The 24,733-nt window shown below is 58.0% G+C and carries 21 protein-coding genes; 9 read left to right on the forward strand and 12 right to left on the reverse strand.

The annotated features are described in order from the left end of the window. Positions 1-278: 278 nt before the first annotated feature. A complete protein-coding gene (locus TM5383_RS07575) occupies positions 279-890 on the reverse strand; it encodes a response regulator transcription factor (protein WP_058318451.1) in 612 nt (203 codons plus the stop codon). Between the two features lie 205 nt (positions 891-1,095). Then, positions 1,096-1,875, reverse strand: a complete 780-nt coding sequence (locus TM5383_RS07580; RefSeq protein WP_058318452.1) for an IclR family transcriptional regulator — start codon at positions 1,873-1,875, stop codon at positions 1,096-1,098. A 117-nt stretch (positions 1,876-1,992) separates the two neighbouring features. Here TM5383_RS07580 and TM5383_RS07585 point away from each other — a divergent pair, with 117 nt between their 5' ends. Together TM5383_RS07585 and TM5383_RS07590 are read left to right on the forward strand one after the other, a co-directional pair. Next, positions 1,993-4,146, forward strand: a complete 2,154-nt coding sequence (locus TM5383_RS07585; RefSeq protein WP_058318453.1) for a malate synthase G — start codon at positions 1,993-1,995, stop codon at positions 4,144-4,146. A 21-nt stretch (positions 4,147-4,167) separates the two neighbouring features. Continuing rightward, the gene (locus TM5383_RS07590) at positions 4,168-4,590 is read left to right on the forward strand and encodes a GlcG/HbpS family heme-binding protein (RefSeq protein ID WP_058318454.1); all 423 of its coding nucleotides are present in this window, start codon (positions 4,168-4,170) and stop codon (positions 4,588-4,590) included. A gap of 138 nt (positions 4,591-4,728) precedes the next feature. Here TM5383_RS07590 and TM5383_RS07595 read toward each other — a convergent pair whose 3' ends face one another. Then, a complete protein-coding gene (locus TM5383_RS07595) occupies positions 4,729-5,280 on the reverse strand; it encodes a carboxymuconolactone decarboxylase family protein (RefSeq protein ID WP_058318455.1) in 552 nt (183 codons plus the stop codon). Between the two features lie 321 nt (positions 5,281-5,601). Between TM5383_RS07595 and TM5383_RS07600 the strand changes: the two genes are divergently transcribed. Then, positions 5,602-6,003 carry a hypothetical protein gene (locus TM5383_RS07600; RefSeq protein WP_058318456.1) on the forward strand — a complete coding sequence of 134 codons (402 nt, stop codon included), beginning with the start codon at positions 5,602-5,604 and terminating at the stop codon, positions 6,001-6,003. A gap of 21 nt (positions 6,004-6,024) precedes the next feature. Here the strand turns inward: TM5383_RS07600 and TM5383_RS07605 are convergent, their stop codons facing one another. Beyond that, positions 6,025-6,612 carry a hypothetical protein gene (locus TM5383_RS07605; RefSeq protein ID WP_231725076.1) on the reverse strand — a complete coding sequence of 196 codons (588 nt, stop codon included), beginning with the start codon at positions 6,610-6,612 and terminating at the stop codon, positions 6,025-6,027. Between the two features lie 287 nt (positions 6,613-6,899). Between TM5383_RS07605 and TM5383_RS07610 the strand changes: the two genes are divergently transcribed. From TM5383_RS07610 to TM5383_RS07625, 4 genes are read left to right on the forward strand one after another with little or no spacing between them, the layout of a single operon-like run. Then, a complete protein-coding gene (locus TM5383_RS07610) occupies positions 6,900-7,613 on the forward strand; it encodes a hypothetical protein (RefSeq protein ID WP_143570261.1) in 714 nt (237 codons plus the stop codon). Next, on the forward strand, positions 7,606-9,114 hold the full coding sequence (locus tag TM5383_RS07615; RefSeq protein WP_058318459.1) for an O-antigen ligase family protein: 1,509 nt from the start codon (positions 7,606-7,608) through the stop codon (positions 9,112-9,114). The genes TM5383_RS07610 and TM5383_RS07615 overlap by 8 nt, the downstream gene beginning before the upstream one ends. Beyond that, entirely contained in the window at positions 9,114-9,947 is an 834-nt protein-coding gene (locus TM5383_RS07620; RefSeq protein WP_082645432.1) for a metallophosphoesterase, read from the forward strand. The genes TM5383_RS07615 and TM5383_RS07620 overlap by 1 nt, the downstream gene beginning before the upstream one ends. Then, positions 9,931-12,093: a GumC family protein gene (locus TM5383_RS07625; protein WP_058318461.1), complete on the forward strand. Its 2,163-nt coding sequence runs from the start codon at positions 9,931-9,933 to the stop codon at positions 12,091-12,093. The genes TM5383_RS07620 and TM5383_RS07625 overlap by 17 nt, the downstream gene beginning before the upstream one ends. A gap of 184 nt (positions 12,094-12,277) precedes the next feature. Here the strand turns inward: TM5383_RS07625 and gyrB are convergent, their stop codons facing one another. The 7 genes from gyrB to mutM all read right to left on the reverse strand — a co-directional run bounded on the left by gyrB (position 12,278) and on the right by mutM (position 21,524). Further along, a complete protein-coding gene (gene gyrB / locus TM5383_RS07630; RefSeq protein ID WP_058318462.1) occupies positions 12,278-14,695 on the reverse strand; it encodes a DNA topoisomerase (ATP-hydrolyzing) subunit B in 2,418 nt (805 codons plus the stop codon). A gap of 97 nt (positions 14,696-14,792) precedes the next feature. Continuing rightward, a complete protein-coding gene (gene recF, locus TM5383_RS07635; RefSeq protein ID WP_058318463.1) occupies positions 14,793-15,896 on the reverse strand; it encodes a DNA replication/repair protein RecF in 1,104 nt (367 codons plus the stop codon). Between the two features lie 70 nt (positions 15,897-15,966). Further along, entirely contained in the window at positions 15,967-17,085 is a 1,119-nt protein-coding gene (dnaN, locus tag TM5383_RS07640) for a DNA polymerase III subunit beta (RefSeq protein WP_058318464.1), read from the reverse strand. Between the two features lie 212 nt (positions 17,086-17,297). Continuing rightward, the gene (gene dnaA, locus TM5383_RS07645; protein WP_058318465.1) at positions 17,298-18,764 is read right to left on the reverse strand and encodes a chromosomal replication initiator protein DnaA; all 1,467 of its coding nucleotides are present in this window, start codon (positions 18,762-18,764) and stop codon (positions 17,298-17,300) included. A 585-nt stretch (positions 18,765-19,349) separates the two neighbouring features. Then, positions 19,350-19,613 carry a 30S ribosomal protein S20 gene (gene rpsT, locus TM5383_RS07650; protein WP_058318466.1) on the reverse strand — a complete coding sequence of 88 codons (264 nt, stop codon included), beginning with the start codon at positions 19,611-19,613 and terminating at the stop codon, positions 19,350-19,352. A gap of 218 nt (positions 19,614-19,831) precedes the next feature. Further along, positions 19,832-20,608 carry an enoyl-CoA hydratase gene (locus tag TM5383_RS07655; RefSeq protein ID WP_058318467.1) on the reverse strand — a complete coding sequence of 259 codons (777 nt, stop codon included), beginning with the start codon at positions 20,606-20,608 and terminating at the stop codon, positions 19,832-19,834. A gap of 64 nt (positions 20,609-20,672) precedes the next feature. After that, positions 20,673-21,524, reverse strand: a complete 852-nt coding sequence (gene mutM / locus TM5383_RS07660) for a bifunctional DNA-formamidopyrimidine glycosylase/DNA-(apurinic or apyrimidinic site) lyase (RefSeq protein WP_058318468.1) — start codon at positions 21,522-21,524, stop codon at positions 20,673-20,675. Between the two features lie 86 nt (positions 21,525-21,610). Between mutM and ubiE the strand changes: the two genes are divergently transcribed. Together ubiE and ubiB are read left to right on the forward strand one after the other, a co-directional pair. Beyond that, positions 21,611-22,363, forward strand: coding sequence for a bifunctional demethylmenaquinone methyltransferase/2-methoxy-6-polyprenyl-1,4-benzoquinol methylase UbiE (ubiE, locus tag TM5383_RS07665; protein ID WP_058318469.1), 753 nt, complete (start codon positions 21,611-21,613; stop codon positions 22,361-22,363). 3 nt (positions 22,364-22,366) lie between these two features. Further along, positions 22,367-23,899 carry a 2-polyprenylphenol 6-hydroxylase gene (gene ubiB, locus TM5383_RS07670; RefSeq protein WP_058318470.1) on the forward strand — a complete coding sequence of 511 codons (1,533 nt, stop codon included), beginning with the start codon at positions 22,367-22,369 and terminating at the stop codon, positions 23,897-23,899. Here the strand turns inward: ubiB and TM5383_RS07675 are convergent. After that, a complete protein-coding gene (locus tag TM5383_RS07675; RefSeq protein WP_197407384.1) occupies positions 23,871-24,728 on the reverse strand; it encodes an aminoglycoside phosphotransferase family protein in 858 nt (285 codons plus the stop codon). The two genes, ubiB and TM5383_RS07675, sit on opposite strands and share 29 nt — an antisense overlap. Positions 24,729-24,733 lie beyond the last annotated feature (5 nt).

Raw genomic sequence — 24,733 nt, forward strand, 5'->3', positions numbered from 1 at the left:
GTATCGAGTTCTGTAACGAGTAATAAGGAGCGCGAGATTTAGAAAACACGCTAGGCAGTCAACCGTTGTTTTCGATGTCCCCCCCCTCGCTCGCGCTCCTTTTTTAAGTTTGTAACCAGTTAGTATCTCTCCTGATCAAGTCTAAGCCCCGGTCCCCATGGCCGGGGTTTCTTGTTGGTGTAGCCATGCTATGCACGCAGATGGCATTCCTGAAATGCCATAGGAAAAGCCCCGAACGCGCGCTCAGGGCCTCTTAGCGGTTGATGAATTTCAACGGGTTACAGCAGCCCGTGATCGCGCGCTAGCAGTGCCGCCTGCGTGCGGTTTTGCACGTTCAGCTTCTTGTTGATCAGGGTGACGAACTGTTTCACCGTGGTTTCGCGGATGCCCAGCTCATAGGCGATGCTTTTGTTCGTCTTTCCGGTGGCAATTTCGCGCAAGATCTCTGTTTCTCGGCGTGACAGCTGTTCAAAGAACGGGTTTTGTGCCGCATCCGCGCCTTCGGCAAATTCATCGGGCATGTGTTTGCCGCCCATCGCCAGATATTTCAGGGTCTGCACGAAATAGTTGGCCGACACAGATTTGGCGATCACGCCGACGGCACCCAGACGGAAGGCTTCGCGTGCTTCAGAGGCGGGGATCTGGCCGGACATCAGCGCCACATGTTTCACGTTCTCGGCCGCCAGAACCTGTTTCAGTCCCAACAGACCGTTCATGCCGGGCATTTGGTAATCCAGAACCACAAGGTCATATTCATGGCCGCTGTTCAGCAGTTGCATGGCCGCAGGTAGCGTGGCGGCTTTGTCGACCGTCACAGTGTCATCCTGACATAGATAGGTTGCGATCATCTCGATCAGCAGCAGATGATCATCAGCAAGAAGCATACGCATGATCTGTCAAACCTGCCTTTCCCGGCTACCATAAAACTGAATAAAACTGATTTCAGTATAGGTCGGCACGGGGTTTGCAAGAAGCGCCGCGGGTCAGGGCATTGGGCCAATTGCCACCGTAAAAGAAGGGGTGTGCCCCGCCAAACGGGTGGTGTTGCCCCAAAAAGGCGGGTGTTTTTGGGCGGTGCTTGCGGTGTGCTGCGACTCACTCTGGCGGGCGGCCGCCCAGTACAGAGGTCAGTTCCGCGGCTAGACGCTTCACGGTTTCGCCTGTTTCTGCGACCTTTTGCGGGGTCATGCGTGCCGCTAGGCCGGATACTGATATGGCGCAGGCCGGATCACCGGACGGCCCCCAGACCACTGCCGCGACACAGCGCAGGCCAATCACAAACTCCTCATCATCCAGCGCATAGCCTCGGCTGCGAATGCGGGCGATTTCTTCATGCACTGCTGCTGGGCTGGTCAGCGATCGCTTGGTTACCGCGCGCAAGCCGTGGCGTTCAATCACGCGGTCAATCGCGTCATCCTCCCACGTGGCGATGATCGCCTTGCCCATGCCGGAACAGATCACCGGCACCCGTCCACCGGGGGGGGAAATAGTGCGTTTGATCTCGCGGCTCTCGACCTGGCTCAGCGTGATTACTTCGCCATCCTCGATCACGCCGAGATTGGCGGTTTCCCGTGTCGCATCGCGCAGGCGGCGTAGGAAGGGCAGGGCAGGGGCCACGAAACTGCGTTGTTTGGTGTAGGCAGATCCAACGGCAAAGGCGCGCTGGCCGACGTGCCAACGGTTGGATAGGCCATCGGCATAGACGAAACCGCTGTTTTCTAGCGTGGTCAGCAGGCGGTGTACCGTTGATGGTGCCAGTCCTGTGGACTGCGCCAGATCGGTCAGGCGCGCGCCACCCGGCACCTCTGACACCTGCGTCAACAGATCCAGCGCCCGCTGCACCGATTGCACGCCGTTCGTTTGTCGCTCTGCCATGGTCTGTTCTCGCTGCAATCCAATACTTTTCCACGATGCGGAAAAAGTTTCCGATAGGCAAGACGACTCGGTCCTCGGGGGGTAGGAAAGGGGCAAAGATCATGAGGAGTGATAGACATGACCACCTATGTGACCCGCGCTGGGCTGGATGTGGCTGCCGAGCTGGCGGCGCTGATGGAAAACGACGTCTTTCCCGGACTGGGCCTGGACGCTGATGCGGTTTGGTCCGGCTATGCGGCAATGCTGACTGATATGGTGCCCGAAAACCGCCGCCTGCTGGCCGTGCGCGAAGAGATGCAGCGCCAGATCGACGCCTATGTGCTGGAACGTAAGGGCCAACCTTGGGATGGTGCCGAATATGAAGCGTTCCTGCGTCAAATCGGCTATCTGGTCGAAGAGGGCGAAGCGTTTGAAATTGAAACCGCCGCTGTGGATCCCGAGATCGCCAGCGTTGCTGGTCCGCAGCTGGTGGTTCCGGTAATGAACGCTCGCTTTGCGCTGAATGCTGCGAATGCGCGCTGGGGCTCTCTCTACGATGCGCTTTATGGCACCGACGCGCTGCCCGGCGCGCCCGAAGGCAAAGGTTACGACCCCAAGCGCGGCGCGCAGGCTGTTGCGTGGTCCGCTGACTTCCTCGACAAAGCGGTGCCGCTGGCCAAAGGCAGCCACGCCGATGTCACCGCCTACCGTCGTGACGGTGCAGCACTGGTCGCAGAGGTCGGCGGTGAAACCGTTGGGTTTGCCGATGCAGCTGGTTTTGTGGGCTATACTGAAGAGGGCGACAAAGCGTCCTACGTTCTGGTCAACAACGGCATGCACATTGAGCTGCTGATTGATCCCAGCCACCCGGTTGGCGCCGCGCACGCCGCTGGCCTGCGTGACGTGGTGCTGGAAAGCGCGCTGACCGCGATTCAGGACTGCGAAGATTCGGTTGCCGCAGTAGACGCCGAAGATAAAGTCACCGTTTACGGCAACTGGCTGGGCCTGATGAAAGGCGATCTGGCCGAAACCTTCACCAAAGGTGGTCAGGAAATGACCCGCCGCCTGAACGCGGACAAGGTGCTGACCGGCCCTGAGGGTGGCGAAGTTGTTCTGCCCGGTCGCGCGGTTCTGCTGGTGCGCAACGTTGGTCACCTGATGACCACCGACGCGGTGAAGCTGAACGGCGAAGAAACCCCTGAAGGCATGCTGGACGCGCTGTGCACCGTGGCCTGTGCCATGCACGACCTGCAAAAAACCGAAGGCCCGCGCAATTCGCGTGCAGGGTCGGTCTATGTGGTGAAACCCAAGATGCACGGCCCTGAAGAGGTTGCCTTTGCTGATCAGATGTATGGCCGTGTTGAACAGATCCTGGGTCTGGCGGCGAACACCGTCAAGCTGGGCGTCATGGACGAAGAGCGCCGCACCTCGGCCAACCTGCGCGAATGTATCCGCCAGGTGAAGGACCGTCTGGTGTTCATCAACACCGGCTTCCTTGACCGGACTGGCGACGAAATCCACACCTCTATGCAGGCGGGTGCCTTCATCCCCAAGGATGAGATGAAAACCGCGCTGTGGCTGACCACCTATGAAAACGGCAACGTGGATGCGGGTCTGGCAACCGGCATGCAGGGCAAAGGTCAGATCGGCAAAGGCATGTGGGCCAAGCCTGACATGATGGACGAAATGCTGGACGCCAAAATCGGCCACCCGAAGTCCGGTGCAAACACCGCTTGGGTGCCGTCGCCAACTGCCGCGACGCTGCACGCGACGCATTACCATCAGGTCGATGTTTTCGCCGTACAGGACGACATGAAATCGCGCGAGGCTGCCAGCCTGAGCGATCTGTTGATGCCGCCGCTCTTGGCCGGTCGCAACCTGACCGATGAGGAAGTGCGCCGTGATCTGGACAACAACTGTCAGGGCATCCTTGGCTATGTTGTGCGCTGGGTTGATCAGGGTGTTGGCTGTTCCAAAGTGCCCGACATCAACGATGTGGGCCTGATGGAAGACCGCGCCACCCTGCGGATTTCCTCGCAGTATCTGGCCAACTGGTTGCTGCACGGTCTGGTGACCGAGGAGCAGGTGATGGACAGTCTGAAGCGTATGGCGCAGGAAGTGGATCGCCAAAACGTTGGTGACGCGGCCTACACGCCGATGGCGCCAGGTTATGACGGCGTGGCCTTTGCCGCCGCGTGCGATCTGATCTTCAAGGGTGTTGAGCAACCGTCGGGCTACACCGAGCCGGTCCTGCACGCCCGCCGCCGCGAAGCCAAAGCGCTGCAAGCCTAACTGCCGAGAGGAGAGACAGCCATGATGACTGTACAACGACTGGATATCGCCGACGCCCGCATTCTGATTGCCGGTGCCCGCGCCAAGGCCGAAGAGATCGGTGTGCCGATGTGCATCGCGATCACCGACGAGGGTGGCAACCTGATCGCCTTTGAACGGATGGACGGGGGCAAGGTCACATCGACCATCATCGCGATCGACAAGTCCTACACCGCATCGGGTGCCAAAAAGGCGACCCATGAATACGGTGAGGTCAGCCAGCCGGGCAAACCGGCCTATGGCATCGCCTCGGCCATTGGTGGCCGCCTGATGGTTGTGGGCGGTGGCCTGCCGGTGATCGTCGATGGCGCTGTTGTTGGCGGTATCGGGATTTCGTCCGGTACGCCGGGTCAGGATCAGGAAGTGGCACAGGCCGGCATCGACGCCTTTCTGGCGCAGCTCTGATCTGACCCTTCGGGATTGAGAAAAAGAAAACGGCGCCCCATCGCGGGCGCCGTTTTTGTATCTGATGGGTGGGGAGGGCTTTGCCCTCTTGGCCTTGCGGCCAATTCAACCAGAGTACTGCCAGAACGTTGAAAGCGCTTAGGGATCGAAAGGCGTTTCGGCCAGTGCGGTGGCGATGTCGTCATCCAGCGGGGTGTTGCAGCTGTTTAGGATGTAGCCCAGTGTCGAATAGAAGCCGACGGTGGCGATCACGTCAAACATGCCTTCTTTGCCCACCAGATCCACCAGCGCCGATTGGGTGTGGGGCGATAGGCGTTTTTCATAGAACAGCTCATCCACCGCGCGGGCGATGGTGGCGTCATCTTTGCGCATACCTTCCAGCGGGCCGCGCACCTTGTTAATGCGCGAATCACTCATTCCGATCGCGCGGGAACGGTGTACGTGCTGGGCCCATTCATATGGAGATCCCAGTCGGTGGCCGGTGCGCAAAATCGCTACTTCGGACAGTTCAGCGCCCAAAGCGTTGTCTTTTACCACGTGTTGACGCAACGGCGCCCATGCTTTCAGAAGCGCGGGGTTGTGGGCCATTGTGCGATACACATTAAGCTGCGTAGCAAAGCCGTCTTTCAGGTGATCTACTGATTCGGGCCATTCTGCGTCTTGCAACGGCGAAAAACGGGGCTCTTGCATATGAGTATTGTCCTGATTTGGCCCAAAATTTAGGCGCACTGCCAAAGGTTGGGTCATGCGTGGCGTCGCAGGTTGTTGTCAAGCGGATCATTGGTGCCGCTAAATGCGGCAAACCGCTGATATGCTTTTGTAACAAGCGAGTTCTAGCGTAGATGCGAAAAGGACGCGCATGCGCATTATCGCGCTTTTCTCCTTTACACAAAGAGCAATGCCACGTTATGACGCGAAGGCAAAGATCATGTTTATCTATCTTGGGCGAGGGGCCTATGATAGGTAGTTAGCATTACTATTAGGCCCACTTTGGGTTTTATGGAGAGTAAGATGATTAAAAAGATTTTGACTGCCGGTGTATTTTCCATCGTTGCTGCGTCTGCTTCGGCCCAGACCGCGCCCGTAGACTTTGGCGCTCTGCTTGACCAGTGCAATTCCTCGCCTGCTGCATGTCAGGCTATCCTGTCGCAAGCGATTGCTACCATTCAGGCACAGCCGGGTCTGGCCCCTGAGGTTGTGAACCAGTACATGTCGACTGTCGCAACGGTTGCTGCTAGCGCGGCACAGAGCAACGGCCAGATCGCGGGCCAGATGGCAGAGGTTGTTCAGGCTGCTGCGGATGTTGTTGCCGAAACTGATCCTGAAGTTGCTGAGCAGCTGGCAGAGGTTTCCGGTCAGGTTGCCGATGGCACCGAAGTTGACCTGGATGCCATCGCGGGCAGCCCTTCCTAAGCTGAGCCTACCCACCGAGGATTAACCACAGCGCGGCACACCCATTTGGATGAGCTGCGCTCCTCGGACGGTGATCAGTTTTTCTGAATGGCGTGCTGTTTGCAGGAACCAGCCTTTCAGTTGTGAAGGGTAATGTTCAGCCATGGTCCGCGACCATTTCTCGAAATCATCAGGCAACATGCGCAAGCCGCGTGTTGCGATTTGTGGGCCGTGAAAGCCGAAGCGGGCGTTCGGAGACACACAGGTGTTTTCCAGTCCAAGATAAAGGGTGCAGGCTGAATTGCAGTAGCCGCGCCTGATCTCGACTCTTTGGCCGCTGTTGCGCAACTGGCGCAGTTCGTTCAGGCGCGCTGGCAGGCTGCCGCCGCCGTCATTACTGACGCGGACAACGGATTGTGCGTGCGCTGGAGCGATCGGGGCCGCCGAGAAGCTGATGGCGCAGAGCATGAGTATCGAAAATAGAAGGCCCGCACGGCGCAGCGCAAAGCGTGGCCGTTCAGGAGCCTGAGAAAGGTCCCGTTTCATCGTTAAACTCACAGAAAATGGCCGAAAATCGACCGAAAAAGATGCGGTAAGGACAGAATAGAGAGAGCCGCCCAGACCCTTCAACGGCGCATCAGTGGAGCGCCTCCAGACTTTCGCAGGGGGATAGACCAATCCGTCAGGAGCGCGCCATCTGATGTGTGTAGTCAGTGCGCAGAAAATGGGGCGTGAATTGGGGAAAAGACGTGGGGCGGGCGTCGAAAGTCTAAAAATCCATACATTTGAGTGTGGCCTCTGCTACCACATGCGTATGAGAATCAGGTGTTTTGCTGTGGTACGTGTAGCCGCCCGTGTGTGATGGGCAAAAAATATGCCATCCTGAAGCGATGGGTTGAATTCAGTGTGAGACAAGAATGCGAAGTTTGGTGCTTGAGCGGCTGTTTCTAGTTGCAGCGTGTCTGGCGGTGGCGGTGTTTGCGGGACGTTTCCTGCTACAGGAAGCTCAGGGCGCTCAGCGTGCGGCGCTGGACCCTGCCCGTGTCTATCTAGAGGCCAGCACTAAGGCGCCACAGTTGCCACGTCCGCGTTCGTGGGCGCGTCAGCAAATGTTGCTAAAAGAATGTGACGACCTGCTGGCGTCGCCGTTTGCGCGCCTGTCTGCGCCGGTGGCAGTCGAGAGGGTTGTCGGGGCATGTTCGGATTTGGCAAGTGACGTTTTGGGTGCGGCGCCAACGTCGTCTATTGCCCATCTCGTCCACGCGCGTGCGCTGGGTTTGCAGAATGCGGATGACGACGCCTTGCAAGCACTCGTTAAGGCTTGGACCTTTGCCAAAAGCGAAGGCTGGCTGGCCGCGCGGCGGTTGCGCTTCGGACTGGCCCTTGTCGGTGAAGGTCAACCGGTCGATATGCTTGATACGGTTCTGACAGCGGATGTGCTGTTGGTTTTGGGAACCAGCCGTTATCGTTCGTTTTTAGCAGATATATATGAAACAAATCCCAACCTGCGGGGATGGCTGAGTGACGCCATGACGGAGGCAAGTGATTTTGAAAAGCGCCGGTTTCTTGAAGATGTCCGTGAACGCCGCCAGGCGCGCGTCCTGAACCAACAGGGGGCGAGCAATGATTGATTTTGACGCAGATAAGCCGCGCAAGTTGCGCGAAGCACAGCGCAGCCGCGTTGTACCCGCTCCGGAACAGGCGGCCCCGATCGCACCCCAGTCGACCGACGAAGGTTTCTCCTTTGAGACGGTGACACTTGAAACCAAAGCATTGGGTGGTTCACCGCGTGCGGTGAGTAAACTGAACGATGCAATGGCGGTGATTTTGGCGTTGTTCCTGTTGGTCGTTCCCGTTCCCTATGGGGCCAACAACAGTCTGGCGTGGCTGGGGGCTGCGGCCGTTCTGGCGATGCTGTGTGCGGGATATTATACGCTGATCTTGCTGCTTGACCCGCAGCGCCCGTCAAAACTGCGGGACCACCCATGGGTGCTGGGGTTTGGTGTATTGGCTATTGCGGGCACCATTTGGCAGGTGAGTGGTGTGCAGGCGCCTGCTTTGACACTTCCGTCTGGGCAGGTGCAATTGTCACAGGCAACAGTAGCTGCATCGGCTTCGCAATTGGCGGTGATCCGGCTGATATCATACGGCGTGCTGTTTGTGATGATGTTGGAGGTTTGCACCAATCAACTGCGGATCGAACGTATGCTGAGTTGGATCTACGCGGGCATAATTGTGCATGCCGTCTGGGCGTTGGTGTCGCTCGGCTTTCTGGGTGATACGCTGCTGCTGGGCGAAAAGACGGCCTATCTGGGCTATGCTACGGGCACCTTTGTGAACCGCAATTCCTTCGCGACATTTTTGGCGATGGGCACGGTGATCGGGACCGCGCGGTTTATGATGGCGATCTACGGTCCCCGCGCCCGTTCGCCGCGTCGTCGTGCTAAATCGCGCGGTCTGACCATGGAGGCTGTGGTTCATTTGGGCTGGCTGGCGATCCTTTTGGCGGCGCTGGCCGCTACCGGTTCACGCATGGGGGCGTTTGTCGGTTTCCTCGGTATGGGAAGTGTTGCGACGGTAATCCTGCTGAAGAATGGCACTGCGATCTGGAAAATCCTGTTGAGCGGCGCCGTGTTGGCGGTTTTGTTGCCTGTCGCTATGTTGATTGGCGGCGAAAGCGGGACGATGGAACGCGCGATTTTCGGTCTGGCTCAGGCAGACGCGCGCACTGAACTCTTTCGTCAGACGTGGCACATGATCATGCAACGCCCGTTTGTTGGATATGGCGCTGACAGTTATCCCTTGGCGTTTGAGCTGTATCGCACCCCGGAACTGTCAGCCGGATTGACGTGGCAAGCGCCCCATAACACCTATCTAACGCTATGGTCGGATTACGGGCTGATTTTGGGCAGTGTCACGATGCTGGCTGTAGTTGCTGCGTTGATTTCTCTGCTGCGTGCGATCAGGCGCCGTGAATTGGCCTATTTGCCTGCTGCAATTGCAGTTGCGGTTATTGTTCTGACCGGGGCGCACTCGCTGGTGGACTTTAGCCTAGAGATTGCGGCCAATGTTTATGTGTTTATTGCGTTGGTCGCCCTTGGTTTGGCGAAACGCGCCCATTCGAGAGCTTGATGATGAAATGGCCCTTTGGAAATAAGAAAGCAGAGCTTGCGCCTGACGCGCCTAAGATTCTACGTCTTGCTGGTGAACCCGTCGCGGTTTACGCGATTGGCGACGTACATGGCTGTCTTGATCTATTTGACGCGATGGAGGCCGCTATTGTTGCCGATGGCGACGATTTACCGGGGCAAAAACTGATCGTCTATCTGGGGGATCTCGTCGATCGTGGGGCTCATAGTGCCACGATATTGGAACGGGTGATGGCACCCGCTCCCGCCGGATTTCAGCGGGTTGTTTTGCAAGGCAATCATGAATTCATGATGCAAAAGTTTCTGGAACAGCCTGCAAAAAATGCCAACTGGTTGATGTATGGTGGTGTCGAAACCCTGATGTCCTACGGGATCGCGATCGAGCCGGGTGAAGATGTCCTGCGCGATGTGCCGTTGTTGACGCACCGCTTGGAGAGTGCTGTGCCGGCAACCCACCGTGAATTCCTTGCGAATTTGCCCTGTGCGCTGGAAATAGGAAAATGGCGCTTTGCCCATGCGGGATACGACCTAAGTCGCTCTGCGGATCAGCAGAGCCAATCCCAGCTCATTTGGGGACCACCTGAGCACGCCGATCAGTTTGTCAGCGATCTGACGTTGGTGCATGGGCATGTTCCTGTAGATGAGGTTACCCGCACAGAAAATCGTATTAACGTAGATTTGGGCAGCTATAAGTCGGGTCGACTAGGTGCTGTCCGTTTCATTCAAAACAAAAGCTGTTACAAGGTGCTGGCCGTTGGCGGCGCCCCTAATACTTCGGATATTTCTCAGGACTTAAATCATGAATCAATCACCTGAAGATTTTGTTGATATCCGCGAGGTTTTCGCGATTTTGCGTCGACAAGTGCGTCTTGTTCTTTTGACCTGTTTGGTCGTTTTGGCGCTGGCATTCGTTTATGTCAGCCGAACCACGCCTCTTTATACGGCAACTGCACTGATCAAAATTGATCCGCAGGAAACCAACCTGCTGGATCCGAACGCTGCGGCGCGCACCAATGCGTCGATCGAAAGCTCGCGGATTGATACCGAAGTTGAGATTTTGAAGTCGACTCGTCTTGGGTTGCAGACCATCGAACGCACTCAGCTGCAAACGACCGAAGAATTCGGTCCCTCGGTTGGATTGTTGGATAAACTGCGTCTGGCTGTCGGATTGGATCTGCCACCGGCGCCGACAGTTTCGCAGCTGACGAACGCGACGCTCTTGCGTTTCTCGAATGCATTGAACGTCCGGCGCAAGGGATTGACCTATCTGGTGAGCGTGTCAGTCACCAGCATGAGTTCTGAGCAAGCCGCCGCGCTGGCAAATACCCATGCACGTGTCTACATCGACGATCAGGTCGCCAGCCGTGTGCAATCTGTAGCTACGGCAAGTGAAGTGCTGCGTTCTGAGCTGACCAAAGCGGAGCGGCGCTTGTCTGATAGCAATGCCGCTTTGCGGTTTTATGTCTCGGAAAATATCGAACGGCTGAGCGAAGAGGCAAATTCTGAACAACTCACCCTGCTGAAGAACAGCTTGAACGCCTCCAGCGGACGTTTGGCGCAGTTTGAGCGTAACGTTCAGGCCGCCGATGCGGCGTTTGAAAAGCGGGACTGGGCAACGCTGGCGGAGCAGGTTGGCGAACAGGGACTGCGAGCGCTGGAGGAAGAGCGCCAGTCGTTGCGTAGCCGACTGCAGACCGGCCAGATCGAAGACCAACAGAAACTGGATCTGGAAGCGGAGATCGCTCGACTCGAAGGTGAGCTGGAAACACTGGCGGCTAGCAGCCTGTCGGGCCTGCGCGGCGAGCTGCGCCGCGAACGGCAGGACCAGGACGGTTTCCTTGAGGATATTCAGCAGGCGCTGACTGGTGCGGACCTTAGCGCGCAGACCTTGACCGAAATCTATGCCCTTAATCAGGGTGCGGTTATTTCGCAGCGGCAGTATGATCAGCTGGTGACCCGCCTGCGTGATCTGGAAGCGCAGGCCGTTGTTCAGGTTGCAGACAGTCGCCTTGTCGCAGAGGCGTTGCCGCCCAACTCTCCGTCTTATCCTAATAAGAAGCTTGTTCTGGCGGTTGCACTGACTCTGGCAGTGGGTATCGGATCTGCATTGGCGCTGTTGAAAGAATTCTACTACGGCGGCGTTACGTCGGCTCATCAGTTGAGCAATGTGATTTCGGCTAAAGTTGCAGCTGTGGTGCCCCGTTTGTCGTTCCAGCCGGGACGCGACACACTTGCCGACAAGGTGATCAAGGAGCCGATGACGCAGTTTGCAGAGGCTTATCGCAAATTGCGGGCAAGTCTGGATTTGGGATTGGAGCGGCAAGGAAAACTGCGCAATGATCGCGGGTCGGTTATTCTGGTGACCTCCTCCATTCCGGCCGAAGGGAAGTCGACCACTGCGCTGGCCTTGGCGCGGACCTATGCGTTGGCGGGCAAACGTACGCTGTTGATTGATGCCGATCTGCGTAATCCTAGCATCAACGATTTTGTCGATGAAAAACCGACGATCGGATTGTTGGAATACCTTCAGTCGAACGGCGCGATGATGGACGAAGAAGGCACATCAAACAACGATATGAACAGCGCGGAGCAGTTCTATGTTCTGGACCCGCTCAGCAAGCTGGGCATTATCCTGGGCAGCCGCCGTGCGAATGTGCCAACCGATGCCCCCCTGCAGTCGACAGCGTTCAAAGGTTTGGTTGAAAACGCCCGTAACGCCTTTGATGTGGTCATCATCGACACCGCGCCGCTGTTGCCGGTGGTAGACACCCAATACATCGCACCGATGGTTGACGGGGCCGTTGTCTGTGTGCGCTTTGGCGAGGCGACACAGGTCGAGCTGCGCACCACAATGACCTACCTGCGCGATACGCTGCCAGAGGATGCGGTTGTGACCAGTATCCTGAACTGTTTCGAGGGTGGTCAACAGAACTATCGTTACGACGGTTACTACAGCGGCTAACCCGCTCACAATTTGTTAGCACTTTAACGGCCCCTTCTGGATCAGGAGGGGCCGTTTTCATGACCGTAAGGGGCTGGTGGGTGGCATGTAGTGCCAAAAGGCATCAGAGGGTCGCCATAGCCTGCCACAAACGAAAATCGCCCGCGCAAGGGCGGGCGATCTTTGCAGGCTGTGTCTGAGGGGCTCAGAAATCCAGGTTTTCCACGCTCAGCGCGTTTTGCTGGATGAATTCGCGGCGGGGTTCCACCACATCGCCCATCAGCTTGGTAAAGATGTCGTCCGCTTCGGTCATGTCCTCGATCTGCACTTGCAGGAAGGTGCGCGCCTCGGGGTCCAGCGTGGTTTCCCACAGCTGATCGGGGTTCATTTCGCCCAGACCCTTGTAGCGTTGCAGTGACAGGCCTTTTTCACCCTCTTTCAGGATCGCATCCAACAGGCCCAGCGGGCCGTGGATCAGCACAGTGCGGTCCTTGCGTTGTAGCGTGGCGGTTTGGTTGTAAACCTCTTGCAGGCTTTGGGTGAAGCTGCCGGTTTTACGCGCCTCGCCCGACCGCAGCATCGGGCCATCTAGTGTGCGCACCTCTTCGACACCACGTAGGATGCGGGCCAGACGGATGCCGTGATCCTGTGTGATCCGACCCTGCCAGCCGCGTTCGTATTCCAGTGCAATTTCGTCCAGACGTTTGGCAACCTTGTCGGCCACGCCCTGCAGGTCTGCATCCACCGCACCGGGGACAAAGGCACCAGCGATGGCGGCCTGTTCCAGAATGTGACGCGGGTAATGGGTGGGGAAGGCATCCAGCAGGCGTTTCAGACTGCGCGCTTCCTCGACCACGCGTTTCAGGTCAGCACCGGCCATTTCCATGCCGTTGCCCAGTTTCAGAACAGTGTCCTGAATGCCCTGTTCGATCAGGTAATCATCAAGGGCGGCCTGATCCTTCAGGTAAACCTCGGACTTGCCACGGCTGACCTTATACAGTGGCGGCTGCGCGATGTAGAGGTGGCCTGCCTCGATCAATTCAGGCATTTGGCGGTAGAAGAAGGTCAACAGCAGCGTCCGGATGTGGGCACCATCGACGTCCGCATCGGTCATGATTACGATCTTGTGGTAGCGCAGCTTGTCCAGATTGAACTCATCGCGTCCGATACCGGTTCCCAGCGCCATGACAAGGTTGCCGATCTCTTGGCTGCTGAGCATCTTGTCAAAACGGGCGCGTTCGACGTTCAGGATTTTACCACGCAGTGGCAGGATCGCCTGTGTCAGGCGGTCACGTCCCGTCTGCGCAGATCCACCGGCCGAGTCACCCTCTACCAGGAAGACTTCGGTTTTGGACGGGTCTTTTTCAGAGCAGTCTTTGAGCTTACCGGCCAGGAAGTTCACATCCATCGCGGTTTTGCGGCGGGTCAGTTCGCGCGCCTTACGTGCGGCTTCGCGGGCCAGTGCGGCTTCGATGATCTTGGACACGATCATCTTCGCGGTGTTGGGGTTTTCCTCAAACCATTCGGCCAGCTTTTCCCCCGCCAGCGATTCCACTGCAGGGCGCACCTCGGACGACACCAGTTTGTCCTTGGTCTGGGAGGAGAATTTGGGGTCCGGCACTTTCACCGACAACACGCAGGTCAGGCCTTCGCGGGCGTCATCACCGGTGAAGCTGACCTTTTCCTTTTTGCCGATGCCGTTGTCCTGTGCGTATTTCGACAGGGTCCGGGTCAGGGCACCACGGAAACCGGCAAGGTGGGTGCCGCCATCGCGTTGCGGGATGTTGTTGGTAAAGGGCAGGACGGTTTCGTGGTAGCTGTCGTTCCACCACATCGCCAGTTCAACGCCGATGTCGTCCTTTTCGCCGCGCACATAAATCGGATCCTCCATCAAGGAGGTTTTGGAGCGGTCGAGGTATTTAACAAACTCTTTCACGCCGCCGTCGTAGTACAGCTCAGTGCGCAGCGCCTCGGCGGGGCGTTCATCCTCAAGGATGATCCGCACGCCGGAATTCAGGAACGCCAGTTCGCGCAGACGCTTTTCCAGCGTCTCAAACGAATATTCCAGGTTCGAGAAGGTATCGGTCGACGCAAGGAACCGCACCTCGGTGCCCTTTTCACCCTCAGCGTCACCAACAACACGCAGGTGTTCGGTGCATTCGCCGTGCTCAAACTTGGCCCAGTGTTCCTTACCGTTGCGCCAGATGCGCAGTTCCAGCCAGACCGACAGCGCGTTCACAACGGACACGCCTACGCCGTGCAGACCGCCCGAAACCTTGTAGGAGTTGCTGTCAAACTTACCACCGGCGTGCAGCTGGGTCATGATAACCTCGGCCGCGGAAACGCCTTCTTCCTCGTGGATGTCGACGGGAATACCACGGCCGTTGTCGCGCACAGAAACAGAGCTGTCGGCGTGGATTTTCACCTGTACGAAGTCGGCGTGTTTCGCCAGCGCTTCGTCGATGCCGTTATCCACCACCTCATAGACCATATGGTGCAGGCCCGACCCATCGTCGGTGTCACCGATGTACATGCCGGGGCGTTTGCGAACCGCCTCCAAGCCTTTGAGAACCTTAATGGAATCTGCGCCGTATTCTTGCGAATTTTGATCGGTGTCGGACATGCCGGCCTTCCTACTTCTTGGGTCCAAAAGATATACGAAACCTGACGGGGGTTGTCACGCCCCGTAGGCGATTTTGGACCAAAGGCAAGTGACGCTCTTAATGCTGGATCACGGTTGAGGCGCCCGCCTCTTCGCGAACCTCCAGATACTGCGCGCGAGGGCCGAGGCTATCGAACAGTTCCGGCCCCGTGCCTGTCATCCACGCCTGCGCGCCAAAACCGCAAATCTCATCATAGAGCGCGGCCAAACGGGTGGCGTCCAGATGTGCGGCGACCTCATCCAGCAACAGGATCGGTGGCATGCCGATCTGATCCGCCAGCGCCCGCGCATTGGCAAGGATGAGCGAGACGAGCAGGGCCTTTTGTTCGCCCGTTGAACAGTCTTTGGCCGGAACGCCTTTGGCCGCGAACACGCCGTACAGGTCGGTGCGATGCGGTCCCACTAGCGTGCGCCCGGCGCTGAGGTCGCGGAAACGGCTTTCTGCCAGTGCGGTCAGTAGGTCATCCGCGGTTTGCGGCATCTCACCTTCGCTCTGGGTCAGGTCCAGATCGGCAGTGGGAAAGGCGGTTTCTGCCTGTGCTTGCGCAGTGGCGATGAAGGCAAGGCTGCGCTGGCGGTTGTCATGGATCACCGCGCCATGGTCTGCCATCTGCGCCTCTAACGCTTTGTACCAAAAGGCATCACGCTGCTGATCCTTTAGCAGGCGGTTGCGTTCACGCATCGCCTTTTCATAGGCCAGCGTCGCCTCGCCGTGGTTGGGGAAAAACGACAGGGCCATGCGGTCCAGAAAGCGGCGGCGGCCTTCGGCACCTTCGATCCACAGGCGGTCCATCGACGGGATCAGCCACAGGATCCGTGCTTGTTTGGCCAGTTCCAGCTGTGGCTGAGATTTGCTGTCGATCTTTAGCTGGCGTGCGGCACCACTGTCGGACCAGATCTCAATCTCTGACACTTGGCTGTCGCGCTGCAAGAGGCCGGTCAGCTTCCATCCCAGCGCCTCTGGCCGGCGCGTCATCTCTTCGGCCGAGGCACGGCGCAGCCCACGACCGGGGGAGAAGAGGGAGACCGCTTCAAGGATATTGGTCTTGCCCGAACCATTGCCGCCGTAGATGGCGACAGGGCGGCCATCGCAGGAAATTTCCGCCCGCTTGTGCGACCGGAAATGGGACAGGGTGAGGGATTTGAGTGCAAGTTCTGCCATAGGGGGCGTTTTCTGGATCAGAAAACGCCAGCGGAGTTTGGATCAAACTCCGCCAGCGGGACCGTTTGGGTCAGACGCGCATCGGCATCACGACGTAGACGGCAGAGGTATCGCTACCTTCGCGCATCAGGGTCGGATCACCGGAGGAGTTGAACATAAAGACCGCGTTTTCGCGATCGACCTGGCTGGCAATTTCCAGCAGGTATTTCGCGTTAAAGCCGATCTCCAGCCGTTCGTCGTTGTAGGCGACGGCCAGCTCTTCTTCGGCGGCGCCGCTGTCGGGGGCGTTCACGGACAGGATCAGGCGATCCTCTTCCAGCGACATTTTCACTGCACGCGAGCGTTCCGACGAAACCGTGGCCACACGGTCAACAGCAGACGCAAATTCGGACGCGTCGACCTCCATCTTGCGGGTGTTGCCCATCGGGATCACGCGGCTGTAGTCGGGGAAGGTGCCGTCAATGACCTTGGATGTCAGGGTGATGTTCGGGGTGGCGAAGCGGATTTTGGTTTCGCTCACGGATACCGCGATCAGCATTTCGTCATCATCGAGCAGCTTGCGCAGCTCACCCACGGTTTTGCGCGGAACGATGACGCCGGGCATGTCGCCCGCTTCCATCGGCAGGTCGGCGTCGATGCGGGCCAGACGGTGACCGTCGGTTGCGACGGCGCGCAGCACCTTGCCGTTTTCGCTGTCAGAGACATGCAGGTAAACGCCGTTCAGATAGTACCGGGTTTCCTCGGTCGAGATGGCGAATTTCGATTTGTCGAACAGGCGGCGCAGCACCGGCGCGGGCGCCGAGAAGTTGCTGGCGTATTCCGCGCTGGCCATAACGGGGAAATCTTCCTTGGGCAGGGTCGCCAAGTTGAAGTTTGAGCGGCCCGCCTCAACGGTCAGGCGTCCGGCAACGCCGTCTTCAGTCAGGGTGACCAATGCGCCGTCGGGCAGTTTGCGAACGATTTCGTGCAGCGTCACGGCGGACACGGTGGTGGCACCCGCTTTTTCCACCTGCGCGGTGGCTTTATCGACCACTTCGATGTCCAGATCGGTGGCGCGGAACTGGACGGTGTCGCCCTCTGCCTCGATCAGAACGTTTGCCAGAATTGGAATGGTGTTGCGGCGTTCGACAACTGATTGCGCCTGAGAGACGGCCTTCAGAAGTGTCCCGCGTTCGATGCTGAATTTCATTCCCTCGCTCCTATCCCAGTGTGGCCATTTCCGGGGGGATGCCCGGGGGATGCAAGGTATCGCAATCCCGTGTGGCCTCAAGCCTTTTCTTGGTTTCTGCGGGTGTTTGACGGGGCCGTCAAGTAGATGGGCGCCGCAAGCGGATGCTGCGACGCCCAATTGTGCGGTTCCGGTGACGGTTTTGCCGCCCGGCTCGTGTTTCTGCGTGGTGCTTACGCTTCCAGCGCGCGGCGCAGCAGCTCCAGATCTTCGGCGATCTGACCGTCCTGCTGGCGCAGCTCTTCGATGCGTTTCACACCGTGCATGACGGTGGTGTGGTCACGGCCACCAAAACGGCGACCGATTTCCGGCAGGGAACGGCTGGTCAGCTGTTTGCACAGGTACATCGCCACCTGACGCGGGCGGGCGTAGGTGCGCACACGTTTGGGGCCGATCATGTCGGACAGGCGGATGTTGTAGTGTTCAGACACTTTACGCTGGATCTCTTCCACGGTGATCTTACGCTCGGACGCGCGCAGCACGTCAGCCAGGCAGTCCTGCGTCAGTTCCATGGTGATCGGGCGACCTACCAGCGACGCGAAGGCGAACAGACGGGTCAGCGCACCTTCCAGCACACGGACGTTGGTGCTGATGCGGTGGGCAAGGAATTCCAGCACGCCGGGGGCCAGTTCCAGACCGGGGTATTGTTGCGAATGCTGTTCGACCTTGGACTGCAGAATGCCGAGGCGCAGTTCATAGTCGGTGGGGTGCAGGTCAACGACCAGACCACATTGCAGGCGCGATTTGATGCGGTCTTCCAGATCTTTGATCTCACCCGGTGCGCGATCGGCAGAAATGATGATCTGCTTGTTCTGATCAACCAGCGCGTTGAAGGTGTGAAAGAACTCTTCCTGCGTGCTGTCTTTGCCCGCGATGAATTGCACATCGTCCACCATCAGCACGTCGACCGAACGGAACAGCTGTTTGAAATCCATCATCTTGCGGTCGCGCAGCGCCTGCACGAAACGGTACATGAACTGTTCTGCGGACAGGTACACCACGTTCAGATCGGGGCGTTTGGTCTGCAACTCCCACGCAATGGCGTGCATCAGGTGGGTCTTACCAAGGCCAACACCGCCATAAAGGAACAGCGGGTTAAAGGTTACAGGACCACCTTCGGCAACGCGGCGCGCTGCGGCATGGGCCAGTTCGTTCGGCTTGCCGACGACGAAGGTGTCAAAGGTGAAACGCGCATCCAGCGGGGCGCCGGGCAGCAGATCCTGAGCGATCGCGCCATCGACAGGGGAATCGGTGATCGACTCGACCGTGGCGGGGCGGATGGTCTCAGGGGCATCGGCCAAACGGGGCTGGGCGGCAGGAGCGGCAGATGCGGTCACGGTTTCATAAGCGGCAGGTGCAGCAGCGGGGCGCGCGGCAGGGGCCTGCGGGCGCGGGGTGCTTGTGCCCACACGGAAATGGATACGGCGCACGTTGGCACCGCCTTCATTCAGTTTGTGAACAATCAGGTCGCCAAAATTCTGCGATACATAGTTGCCCAGAAAGGTCGTCGGTGCCTGAAAGCTGGCAACACCATCGGCGATCTCGACAAATTCGAGCGGCTCGATCCATGTTGCGAAATTGTTCTTACCTACTGTGTTCAATAGGTTTTGTTTTAGTTGGCCCCACTGATCCTGCGTCATATTCCCCAAATCCCAGCCTGTCTTTTCTTCGTCAAAACTTCCATCGGCGCCTGCACGTGGCGCCGCAAAACTCGTACCAACTTGGCCTCAGACAAAAACAATCCTGTCCGTTGCAGCATTGTTGCAACGGTTGGATCGTCCAGGTCTGGACCGAACTTCACGCCACGCACCATGATCTGCGCATGCCTGTCCCCCAACTGACATGCCAATGGTGCGCTTGAGACGCGTCTTAATGTAGGACGGGCGTGGCAATAGCCTAAGGTGCCGCGCAACGGTGCCGTTCACTGCAAGAACGGTCATCACGCGGAGCCCATGAAACCCTCATGGAACCATTCGCTACCGAATGGAATCACTTAGGCGCCTGTCCCCCCAAGGCGATGTGGAATCGCTGTATGGAGAAGGTATCAATTCGGCGCCACGAGTCGCAACTGAACTTCTGGGCTTGACTCCGAGATTCCCAAAAAGAATCTCTGAGCACTCTCTTGGATGCAACATTCGGGTGTATTGTCTAAAATTGACAATAAAAAAGACGCCACCGAATGGTGACGTCTTTATACGTTTTTTCAATGGGTTGGCTGGTGCCGATCAACCCAGAGCTTTCACGCGTGCCGCGAGGCGGGACATTTTGCGCGAAGCGGTGTTTTTGTGGAACACACCTTTGGAAACGCCACGCATCAGTTCGGGCTGGCATGCGCGCAGAGCTGCGGTTGCTGCTTCTTTGTCGCCGGATGCGATTGCTTCTTCAACTTTGCGCAGGAAGGTGCGGATGCGCGAACGACGTGCTTTGTTTACTGCAAAACGGGTTTCGTTCTGACGGGCGCGTTTTTTTGCCTGGGGCGAGTTTGCCATTTCGATGGTCCCTCTGGTTCGGGGTTATATGTAATCAGCACGTGCCCCACCTGACAGCAGAGTTCTGTCGGGAATCATCTAGCCAGAGCGGGCTTCACGCGCATGTCTGGCGCCCTTTTAGCCAAGATTCGCTGAGATGCAACTGAAAAACGGGCAGCTAGGCCGCCCGTTTCCCTTATTTTTATGCTTCCCAACGCTAGGCGCAGGGGGATGGCCGCTTATTTGTCGCGGAATTGCGGGGTACGCTTGTCGATGAAGGCGGACATGCCTTCTTTCTGGTCTTCAGTCGCAAAGAGCGAATGGAACATGCGGCGCTCAAACAGCAGGCCTTGATCCAGCGGCATCTCAAAGGATTGGTTCACCGCCTCTTTGATGGCCATCAGGGATACCATGCCCTTTTCAGCGATCTTGCCTGCGGCGCCCATCGCTTCTTCCATCAGTTTCTTGGCGGGCACGATACGGCTGACGAGGCCTGCGCGTTCCGCCTCTTCGGCGTCCATGAAGCGGCCGGTCAGGTTCATATCCATTGCCTTGGCTTTGCCAATGGCACGGGTCAGGCGCTGGGTGCCACCGATACCGGCCATCACACCCAAGTTCACCTCGGGTTGGCCAAACTTGGCAGTGTCCGAACAGATGATGAAGTCACACATCATCGCCAGTTCACAGCCTCCGCCCAGCGCGTAGCCGGATACGGCTGCGATCACGGGCTTGCGCACGTTGGTCACTTCGGCGCATTCGGCGCCAAACAGATCCTCGGTAAAGACGTCTGTGTAGCTTTTTTCGCTCATCATCTTGATGTCGGCACCGGCGGCAAAAGCCTTCTCGTTGCCTGTCAGGACGATGCAGCGCACCTTGTCATTAGTTTGTGCCGACTTCATCGCATCGGCCAGTTCGCTCATCAGCTGCGCGTTTAGCGCGTTCATTGCATCGGGGCGATTCAGTTTCACCAGCGCGATGTGGTCTTCTACTTCGACGATGATCGTCTCATAGGCCATGAATTTAGCTTTCCATTGTTCCGGTCAGTGCTGATTACTGGCCAATACCGCGGCCCGGATCAAGCTATCTTTGACAGGTAGGGCAGTAAAAACTGGATCGGCCTGATTGCACCACACGTTGTACGGTCCCTGTGCACCCCTCGCGTTTGCAGGGTTCGCCTTCGCGGTCGTAAACATCAAAACGGTGTTGAAAATAACCTAATTCACCGCCCGCACTGCGAAAGTCCTTGAGGCTGGAACCGCCTGCTTCGATGGCGTCTTGCAGCACCTCGCGAATGATCGGCACCAGACCGGCGACTTTCTGCTGAGCGATAGCGCCCGCTTTGAGTTTGGGGCTGATCCCTGCGCGGTAGAGGGTTTCGCAGACATAGATGTTACCAAGGCCAGCGATGATTCCCTGATCCAGCAGGGCGGTTTTCACCGGGCTTTTCTTGTTCTGAAAGGCGTTGATCAGGTGCTGTTCGGAAAACTGGTTGCCCAGTGGTTCCGGCCCCAACACGCTGAGGAGCTTGCTATCCTCCGCTGTCGCGGTGTCCAGCAGGTCCATCGCCCCGAACCGGCGCGGATCATTGAAGGTGATGCGCGCGCCATTGTCCATGTCCAGGACGACATGGTCATGTTTTTCAGCTACTGGGTGGTCATGCACAAACTGGCCCAAAGGATCACCAGACACCAGCATCCGCCCCGACATGCCCAGATGGATCAGTAGCGTTTCACCAGATGCCAGATCGGCAAGGATATATTTCGACCGTCGCCGCAACCGTTCGACACGCTGCCCCACCAACCGTTCCGCCATGCGGTCGGGAAACGGCCAGCGCAAATCGGGACGATTCACCTGTGCCCGCGTGATCACCGCACCCTCCATCGAGGGGGCAAGGCCGCGCATCACGGTTTCAACTTCGGGCAATTCGGGCATTCGTCGTCTCCAATGACAGATAGGCGCATTGCAGCGCCCTGTGAGCGCTCTATAAGAAAGGGGAGATTAACGGACTGGCAAGGCCTATGACCCAGAACAGCGAAAACACCACCCACTTTGGTTTTGAAACCGTGCCCGAGTCGGAAAAGGCCGGACGGGTTCAGGGGGTCTTTGGCTCTGTTGCGTCGAAATATGACGTGATGAACGACGCGATGAGCATGGGCATCCACCGCATCTGGAAGGATGCAATGATGGATTGGATTGCGCCGCGTCCAGGGACCAAGTTGCTGGATGTGGCCGGTGGCACCGGTGACATTTCCTTCCGCTATTTGAAACGTGCTGGCTATGGTCATGCCACCGTGTGTGATCTGACCGAACCGATGCTGGTTGAGGGACGCAAACGCGCCGAGGCCGATCAGATGGCCGACAGTCTGGATTGGGTGACGGGCGATGCGATGGCGCTGCCGTTTCCGGACAACACCTTTGACACCTACACCATCAGCTTCGGCATTCGGAACGTGACCCGCCCGCAGGAGGCATTGAACGAAGCTTACCGCGTGCTGAAACCTGGTGGGCGTTTGATGGTGCTGGAGTTTAGCCAGATTCCCAATGACATGATGCAGAAGGTCTATGACCTTTATTCCTTCAACATCATTCCCAAAATGGGTCAGGTCATCGCCGGTGATAGCGACAGCTATCAATATCTGGTCGAATCGATCCGCAAGTTTCCTGATCAGGACACCTTCCTTGGCATGGTGAAACAGGCAGGGTTTGAAAACGCCAAGTATCGCAACCTGACGATGGGCATTGCCTGTCTGCATTCCGGCTGGAAGATCTAAGCGATGCGTGGACCACATAATATCTGGCGCCTGATCCGCACTGGCGCCACCTTTGAACGTACGGGCGCAATGGGGCAGGCATTGGACGCTGTGGATGCGCCGCGCTCTGTACGTATTGCGGCCCGTGTGCTGGCATGGCCCTTCCGTTGGTTGGGCTACAAGGGTGATCCTAACATGCCACCTGTGACCCGCGCGATCACCGCGCTGGGTCCGGCCTATATCAAGTTCGGTCAGATCCTTTCGACCCGCCCTGACGTTGTTGGTCCCGAAATGGCCCAGCAGTTGCGCGTGCTGCAGGATCAGCTGCCGCCGTTTTCCATTGAGGAAGCCCGCCACTGCGTCGAAGAGGAACTGGGGCGCCCGCTGGAAGAGGTCTATTCTGAATTTAGCGATCCTGTTGCCGCCGCCTCCATCGCACAGGTGCACCGTGCGCGCCGCGCCGATACGGGTGAAGAGGTTGCGGTGAAGGTGCTGCGCCCCGGCATTGATCGCGCGTTCCAGAAGGATATTGATGCGTTCTATCTGGCGGCAGACACGATTCAGCTGCTGTCGCCCGCGTCGCGCCGGTTGCGTCCGCGCGAGGTGATCGAGCATTTTGAAGGCGTGGTAAAGGGCGAACTGGACCTGCGCCTTGAGGCGGCATCGGCGTCTGAGTTCCAAGCCAACACCGAAAAAGACGCAGGGTTCCAACTGCCGCAGGTGCGTTGGGGGCTGTCGGGTCGTCAGATCATGACGATGGACTGGGCCGATGGCCTGCCCTTGGGCGATAATGACGCGCTAGATGCTGCGGGCCATGACCGCCGCGCGATTGGCGAACGGGTGTTGCAGCTGTTCCTTAGCCACGCGCTGCGCGACGGCTTCTTTCACGCCGATATGCACCAGGGCAACCTGAAGGTCGCCGCCAACGGCGATATCATCGCCTATGACTTTGGCATCATGGGCCAGATCGACGAATACACCCGTCGGGTCTATGCCGAAATCCTCTATGGGTTTATCCGCCGCGATTACAAACGTGTGGCACAGGTCCATTTTGAGGCAGGCTATGTGCCCGCATCGCAGGACGTCGATGAATTTGCCCGCGCTTTGCGCGCGGTGGGCGAGCCGATTTTTGGCATGGACGCCACCCAGATTTCCATGGGGCGTTTGCTGAATTACCTGTTCGAGGTGACAGAGCGGTTCGGCATGGAAACCCGCACCGAACTGATCCTGTTGCAGCGTACCATGGTGGTGGTCGAAGGTGTCGCACGTTCGCTGCACCCCGAAATCAACATCTGGGACGTCGCCAAGCCGGTGGTCGAGGACTACATCAAAGTCAGCATTGGGCCTCGTGCTGTGCTGTCTGATCTGGCGAAGACCGCAGTTGTTCTGGGCAGATTCGGCCCGCGCTTGCCAAGTTTGGTCGAGGCGGCACTGATACGCCAAACCACTGAAGAGGATACCCCAACCGGAACGGGTTGGGCGGGACGGTTCCTGTGGTTGTCTGGGGGCGTTGTCGCCGGTGCGCTGATTAGTTGCTTGGCATTTTACTGCATCTGATCAACGCTTCGACCTCAAGAGGTAGCGCGGCTGCGTAAGCTGGGCTGCCTTTTGTTGCCTTCCAGCCGCAATAGGCAGCCATGCGCCAATGATGCCAAGGGGCCATTTCTATCACACGTGCGCCAATTTTGGTGTCGTCATACGCATTTAGAAAACCATCGTATTCCCGCGTGCTAAGCGCGGTGCCGCGATAAATCTGTTGCATCGCGGGGGATAGAAATAGCGCCAGATCCTCCGCCGGATCGCCGACGGCAGGGCATTGCCAGTCAATCAGCATATCTTGCGCCGCACTTTCGCCGATCAGGATATTGCCGGGCACCGGATCACCATGCAGCAGGCAGATTTGATCGCTGGCGCGTATTTTGGTCTGTGGTTTCAAACGGGTCAGCTGGTCCTGCAATGCAGAATCCAGTTGTGGCCACATCTGTGCCACCTGCGCCTCGACCATTGCAGACCCACCGTGGATTTGGCGCAAATTGGCTGGGGCTGGCGTGTTATGTAGCCGCTGCAGCAGTTGACCGGCACGGCTGGCATCCGTTTGCCAAGGGGTTCCTGTCTGATGGGCGTAGAGCAGAACGGCCCCCGCCGCGCATGTCCCTGAATGCAGCAGCGCAGGCGCCAGACCCTGCGGGGCCAGATGGTGTAGCATCAATGCCTCTTGCGCCGGATCATTGGGAAACAAAGGCGTTGTGCCTGATGTGCTGAACAGCTTTACCACCACCGGGGCGCCATCCCCGCAAAGGTGCCACAGTCGGTTCGTTTGTCCCCCCTGTAGACGGTGCCAGACAGCATTGCGCGGCAGCAAGTTCAGCGGGGTCAGATAGCTCACCAAGC

The organism is Thalassovita mediterranea, assembly GCF_001458435.1.
In the GTDB taxonomy this organism is placed as follows: Bacteria; Pseudomonadota; Alphaproteobacteria; order Rhodobacterales; family Rhodobacteraceae; genus Thalassobius; species Thalassobius mediterraneus.